The organism is Sutterella parvirubra YIT 11816 (assembly GCF_000250875.1).
GTDB lineage: Bacteria > Pseudomonadota > Gammaproteobacteria > Burkholderiales > Burkholderiaceae_F > Sutterella > Sutterella parvirubra.
Genome location: NZ_JH604982.1, coordinates 1 through 5,749, shown reverse-complemented (window position 1 = coordinate 5,749; position 5,749 = coordinate 1). Strand labels below are relative to the sequence as shown.

The 5,749-nt window shown below is 66.7% G+C and carries 5 protein-coding genes; 2 read left to right on the top strand and 3 right to left on the bottom strand.

Annotation, left to right across the window (positions count from 1 at the left end; translation table 11 throughout):
• Window positions 1–421 precede the first annotated feature (421 nt).
• On the top strand, window positions 422–2,083 hold the full coding sequence (ilvD, locus tag HMPREF9440_RS06265; protein WP_008542570.1) for a dihydroxy-acid dehydratase: 1,662 nt from the start codon (window positions 422–424) through the stop codon (window positions 2,081–2,083).
• A 147-nt stretch (window positions 2,084–2,230) separates the two neighbouring features.
• Here the strand turns inward: ilvD and HMPREF9440_RS06260 are convergent, their stop codons facing one another.
• Together HMPREF9440_RS06260 and HMPREF9440_RS06255 are read right to left on the bottom strand one after the other, a co-directional pair.
• Entirely contained in the window at window positions 2,231–3,112 is an 882-nt protein-coding gene (locus tag HMPREF9440_RS06260; protein ID WP_008542569.1) for a queuine synthase, read from the bottom strand.
• A gap of 73 nt (window positions 3,113–3,185) precedes the next feature.
• Window positions 3,186–3,644, bottom strand: coding sequence for a hypothetical protein (locus tag HMPREF9440_RS06255; protein ID WP_008542568.1), 459 nt, complete (start codon window positions 3,642–3,644; stop codon window positions 3,186–3,188).
• 153 nt (window positions 3,645–3,797) lie between these two features.
• Here HMPREF9440_RS06255 and HMPREF9440_RS06250 point away from each other — a divergent pair, with 153 nt between their 5' ends.
• Entirely contained in the window at window positions 3,798–4,604 is an 807-nt protein-coding gene (locus HMPREF9440_RS06250) for a hypothetical protein (protein WP_008542567.1), read from the top strand.
• Between the two features lie 106 nt (window positions 4,605–4,710).
• Here HMPREF9440_RS06250 and HMPREF9440_RS06245 read toward each other — a convergent pair whose 3' ends face one another.
• The gene (locus HMPREF9440_RS06245; RefSeq protein ID WP_008542566.1) at window positions 4,711–5,706 is read right to left on the bottom strand and encodes a TDT family transporter; all 996 of its coding nucleotides are present in this window, start codon (window positions 5,704–5,706) and stop codon (window positions 4,711–4,713) included.
• Between the last annotated feature and the right edge of the window lie 43 nt (window positions 5,707–5,749).

Here is a 5,749-nt window from a genome sequence, read left to right as displayed (position 1 = left end):
CGGGCGGCGGCCGGCAGGCGCGGGCCCGTCGGGCGGAGGGACTGGACGGAATGAACGGAGGGCGCGGCCCCGCGGGGGCGCGCCGCATGAACCGTGGTCACGGCGGGTTCCTTGGAAAGATTCGTGATGCCGGTGAGTTTAACAGAGAGGGCGCGGTGGACCTCGGGGCTTCAGGGCTTCGGTGCGGCTGCGGTGCGGCTCCGGCGCTTCGGTCGCCGCGGCCCTTCGAAGACCGTCTGGAGGCGTCGGTTGAAAGCCGCCTCGGGCGTTTGTCCTATGGCAAAGGCCTGAGGCGAAGACCCGGGCGGCCCGGTATCGTGAAGAGATGCCCGCGCGCCGGGAGGCCTCCGGAAGGGATTGAACCCCAGGCTCCCGCGCGCGGTTTTTCCCCTCAGCAAAACCAAGGAAAAGGACGATACCCATGCGAAGCGATCGACTGACACAAGGACCCGCCGCCGCGCCGCAGCGCGCGATTCTGAAGGCCCTCGGGCTCTCCGATGCTGAAATTGCGCGCCCGCTGATCGGGATCGTCTCGTCCCAAAACGACATAGTCCCGGGGCACATGTTCTTGGACAAGATCACCGAGGCCGTGAAGACCGGGGTCGCCATGGGCGGCGGCACGCCGATCGTCTTCCCCGCGATCGCCGTCTGCGACGGCCTCGCGATGGGGCACGTCGGGATGAAGTATTCGCTCGTCTCGCGTGAGTTGATCGCCGACAGCGTGGAGACGATGGCGACGGCGCATCCGTTCGACGGTCTCGTTTTGGTCGCCGCCTGCGACAAGAACGTGCCGGGCCTTCTGATGGCGGCGGGGCGCCTCAACGTCCCGACGATCGTGATTTCCGCGGGCGCGATGCTCGCCGGCCGCATGACGAGCGGGCGGAGGCTTTCCTACTCCGACGTGGCGGAAGCCGTCGGGGCCTTCCACGCCGGGCGGATCACGAAGACGATCTTCATGGAGATCGAAGACAAGTGCTGCCCGTCCTGCGGGTCCTGCTCCGGGATGTTCACCGCGAACTCGATGAACTGCTTGACCGAAGTCCTCGGGATGGCGCTCCCCGGGAACGGCACGATCCCGGCGGTGATGTCGGCGCGTCTGCGTTTGGCGAAGGACTCCGGCATGCGCGTGATGGACCTCGTGCGCGAAAACGTCCGCCCGCGCGACCTCATGACCCGCGAAGCCTTCGAGAACGCGCTCGCGGTCGACATGGCGCTGGGGTGCTCGACCAATTCGATGCTCCACCTCCCGGCGATCGCGCACGAGTGCGGGATCGAGCTGGACCTCACGGTGGCGAACGAGATTTCCAAAAAGACCCCGAACCTCTGCCATCTCGCGCCCGCCGGCGAAGCCTACATCGAGGACCTCGACCGCGCGGGCGGGATTCCGGGGGTGTTGGGGACGCTTCTTCCTTTGGGCGTCCTTCACGAAGACGCGAAGACCGTCTCGGGCCGCACGATCGGCGAGATCGCGCGGGGCGCGGTCGTCACCGACCGCGAAACGATCCGTCCGCTTGAGAATCCCTGGGGGAAAGAGGGCGGCATCGCGGTGCTGAAGGGGAATTTGGCGCCGGAAGGCGCGGTGGTCAAACGCAGCGCCGTCGACCCCAAGATGATGGTCCACACCGGCCCCGCGCGCGTCTTCGACGACGAAGAGGCCGCGATCGCGGCGATCCACGGCGGGAAGATCCGCTCGGGCGACGTCGTGGTGATCCGGTACGAAGGCCCGAAGGGCGGTCCCGGGATGAGGGAGATGTTGAACCCCACCGCTGCGATCGTCGGGGCGGGGCTCGGGGACACCGTCGCCCTCATCACCGACGGGCGCTTCTCGGGCGCGACCCGCGGGGCCGCGATCGGGCACGTCTCGCCGGAAGCCGCCGACGGCGGGCCGATCGCGTTCGTCGAAGAGGGCGACATGATCACGGTCGACATCCCGGGGAACGCCTTGACGGTAGCGGTGACGGAGGACGACATGGCCGCCCGCCGCGCCCGTTGGGTGAAGCCCGAGCCCAAGATCAAGACCGGGGTGCTCGCCCGCTACGCCAAGCTCGTCTCCTCGGGGATGTCGGGCGCGGTGCTGAAGTGAGGGCTTGAACCCGGCCGGGACGGATGCATTCGGTCCGGACGGGACGGAACCGGTCAGAAGCTGAGGGGCGGACCTTTGCGGGGCCGCCCCTCAGTGCATTTCGGAAGCCGGAGGTGCCGGGGCGGTCGGCCCCGGCTCCTGTTGTTCTTACTGCCTCGGCGAGCGCAGCACGGTGTCCGGGGTCGACCGCACGTTCGAGCGGAAGGGCGAGATGTCGATCCCGCCGCGGCGCGTGAAGAGCGCGTGGACTTCAAGGATTTCGGGCGAGAAGACGTTCGAGAGGTCCGTGAAGATCTGCTCGACGCACTGCTCGTGGAAGCCCCGGTGGCAGCGGTAGGAGACGAGGTACTTGAGCAACCCCGCGCGGTCCGCCTTCGGGCCCTTCATGCGGATCACCACCCCGGCGTGGTCGGGCTGGCCCGTGACGGGGCAGCAGGAGCGGAAGAGTTCCGTCGAGAAGACTTCTTCGACGATTTCACCGCCCGCGTCCTCCGCGACCGCCAGAAGGTTCGGGTCGACCTCAAAGGCGTCGAAGGTCGCATCCTTCATCTCGGGGAGCGCTTCAAGACGGATCCCAGGGAGCGGCGTCGGGAGCATGGCGTCCCCCTGCCAGTCGGAAAGCAGCGTGAGCTCCATCCGGACGCCTTCACCCAAGAGCTTCACGAGGTCTTCGGTCATGCGGGCTTCGACGGCTTCCTTCGAGGGGAAGACCGACTGCGTGAAGCTCCCGACGTAGAGCTTCAGCGACTTCGATTCGACGATGCATTCGGTCGTCGCCGGCACCGTCATGAGCCCCGCCGCCACCTGGGGGAGGCCGTTGGGCGAGAGCCAGGTCACCTCGAAGAGGTGCCAGTAGTCGTGCCCTTGGAAGTCGTGGCGGCCGATCGCGTCGCGGCCGAACTTGCGGGGAATCGGGGTGAGAAGCGTCGCGTCGTAGGTGTCGTGGTAGGTCGTCGCCTGCCCCAACATCGTGTGCTGGGGTTCGGGCATCAGAACCGGGGACTTGGACGTCTTGGCGGTGTCGGTCATGGGACTTCACGTGGGAGCCGGGAGGCTCCTTCAAAGAGAGTTGGATTCGGTGCGGGGCGCTCTTCAGGCCTCTTCAGGCCAGTTCAGACTTTCTCAGGCCTTGGGCCCGAAGAGGCGCGGGAAGGCGGCGACGAGGTAAGAGGATCGGGTGGACGACCCCGAGGGCGCAGCCCGTCGACACGGCGAGCTGGTAGCGCTCACCGAAGGCCGCGAGCCCGAAGACGTTCGCGACCCCGCGCAGGAGCCCGCCGTCCATCGCGTAGGCGTCGACGTAGAGCATGAGAAGCGCCGCGAGAAGCGAGACCGCGACGTTCGCGTTGAAGCGCTTCTGAAGGAGGCTCGGCGCCGCGTCGGCGCGGGGAATCAGGCGGCCGCGAAGAAGAAGGCCGAGGGCGGCAAGCACGCCCAGCCCCGCGGGGAGCGCGGCGTTCATGAGGCCGGAGGATTCGAGAAGCGGCGAGATCGTCCGGAGGCCCATCGCCCAAAGCGCAATGGAGACGATGGTGAGGAGGGCGCCGTAGTGTCGGGTCATGAGAATGCGGTGTCGGTTTTCGTGGAGGCGCTCATTATAGGGGCGGCATGTAGAATGCCACCCCAACGAAAGCCGCCTGCGTGAGGCGCATGGGGCCCGCAGCTCCAAGCGCCTCCGAAGCGGTTAGCCATTTTGAGAGAGGAACGTTTGACCATGACCGACCAGACCCACGCCGCTCAGGCCGCCCAGGTTGCACAGAGCCCCGCGGAAGAAGCGAACCCCAAGACCCTCACCGCCTCGGTGCTTCTGGCCGCCCCGCACTGGGATCCGGCCGCGTTCGCCGCGGACTTTGAGGACGACTGGGGCGTCAAGGTCGAGGGCATTCCTTCGAACCCGGGCGAACCTTTGGCCTTCCGCGCGATGGGCTCGATCATCGTGGTCGGGATGAACCCCTGCGAGATTCCGGAGCGCATGGCGGAAGCCCACGCGAAGAACAACCCGGACTGGGAGGGCGCGACCGAGGCCGCGCTCGCGCACCGCGCGCACCTGGTCGTGGCGGCGATCGCGGAAACGGCGGGAATTCTGGAAAACGCCCGCAACCTCGTCCGCGCGGTCGCGAGCCTCACGCTCTCGCCCGGCGTTTTGGCGGTCGACGCCGCGACGATGCTCTTCACGCCCGAGGGCTACAGGAACGGTGCGGCGCTTTTGGTCGACCCCGAGGCCGTTCCCGTCATGAATCTCGTGGCGTTCGGGACGTGGCGCAGGAGCGAAGAAGGCGCGACCTGCGGCTACACCGCGGGGCTCGCCGCCTTCGGACTGCCGGAGTGCGAAGTGCTCGAATGCGCGCAGGGGTCCGAGACCGTGCGCGGTTTCCTCGCGAACGTCGCCCGCTGGCAGCTGGCGCACGTCGACGCCGGCGAAGTGATCCGCGGCGGGGATGAGCTGAAGGGCGGGATCCGCGCGGAATTGAAGCCCGGGGCTGCGTTCCCCGAGTACGAGACGCTGCAGTTCACGTTCTGACGGACGGGCACTCCCAAACTCCCAAAACACCAAGGCCGCCGGAGCGAATCCGACGGCCTTGTCGTATGGGGTAGTCTTTGAGGGGCTTCCGCCCTTCAGCGGCCTCTTACGGCTGCGGCTGCTGGCTGACCGTTCTCGCCGGCATCTCCACCGACATGAAGACCTTCAGGTTCTTCATGTAGAGGACGAAGACGTAGCTGATCACCAAAGCGGCGATGATGAGTTCGACGTGCGCCATGATGCGGAGCTGCATCGCGTATTCCTGACCCCCGGGGATGGAGTTGACGAGATTAGAAACCTTGTAGAGCGCCGTCGCGCCGATCGCCATCGGGAAGGTGAAGGCGGCGTAGCCGGGCGAGAACTGAAGACGCAGGAGCTTCCAGAAGCAGAAGTAGATGGCGAGCGTCATCAGGAGCGCGATCCCCAGAAGAATCGCGACGAGAAGAAGCGACGGTTCCTCGACCACCGTGAGGTACCCGGCCAAGGAGAGCGACGCGGGCGCGGCCATGATCGCGATCGTGGGTTTGGCGGCATTGGGGACTTCCGGGTGGAAGATGAAGCGGTAGATCATCATCGGGAGCATGACCGCGTAGGCGCTCATGCCGATGACGAGAAGGCCGTCGGCGAGCCATTCGAGCGCGGGCGTCCCGGGGAAGCTCACGTCGGCGACGATGATGCCGACGGGCGGAATGAACCACGAGGGGACCATGTTCCCCATGACGGCTTCGCGGGAGCGGTAGATGATGAAGGCGACGAGCGCAACCAAGTGCGCCGCGACCGCGAGGCACCAGAGCACGACCGAGAAGTTCGGCACGAAGTCGTGAAGCGCGCGGGAGATCACCATCACGGCCATCGCGAAGGTGGGAACGATGCTCCCGGCGACGGGGTGGCGGAGGTCGTTGACGAGCGTGTCCGCATGAAACGCAAAGCGCACGACGAGAAGCATCAGGAGGCAGGATGCGATGACGGCGCCGGTCAGCTGCCCGAAGCCATGGAGCGGCAGCGCGTTTTCCATGCACCAGCCGAGGCTGGCCACGCCCAGCGCGAGCCCCGCCATCGGCGTGGGCAACCCGCGGAATTTGAAGTGAAGTTTGCGAAACATCGGGGCGTACCCTGTTAGGGAACCTCTTCACGGAAGAGGTTCG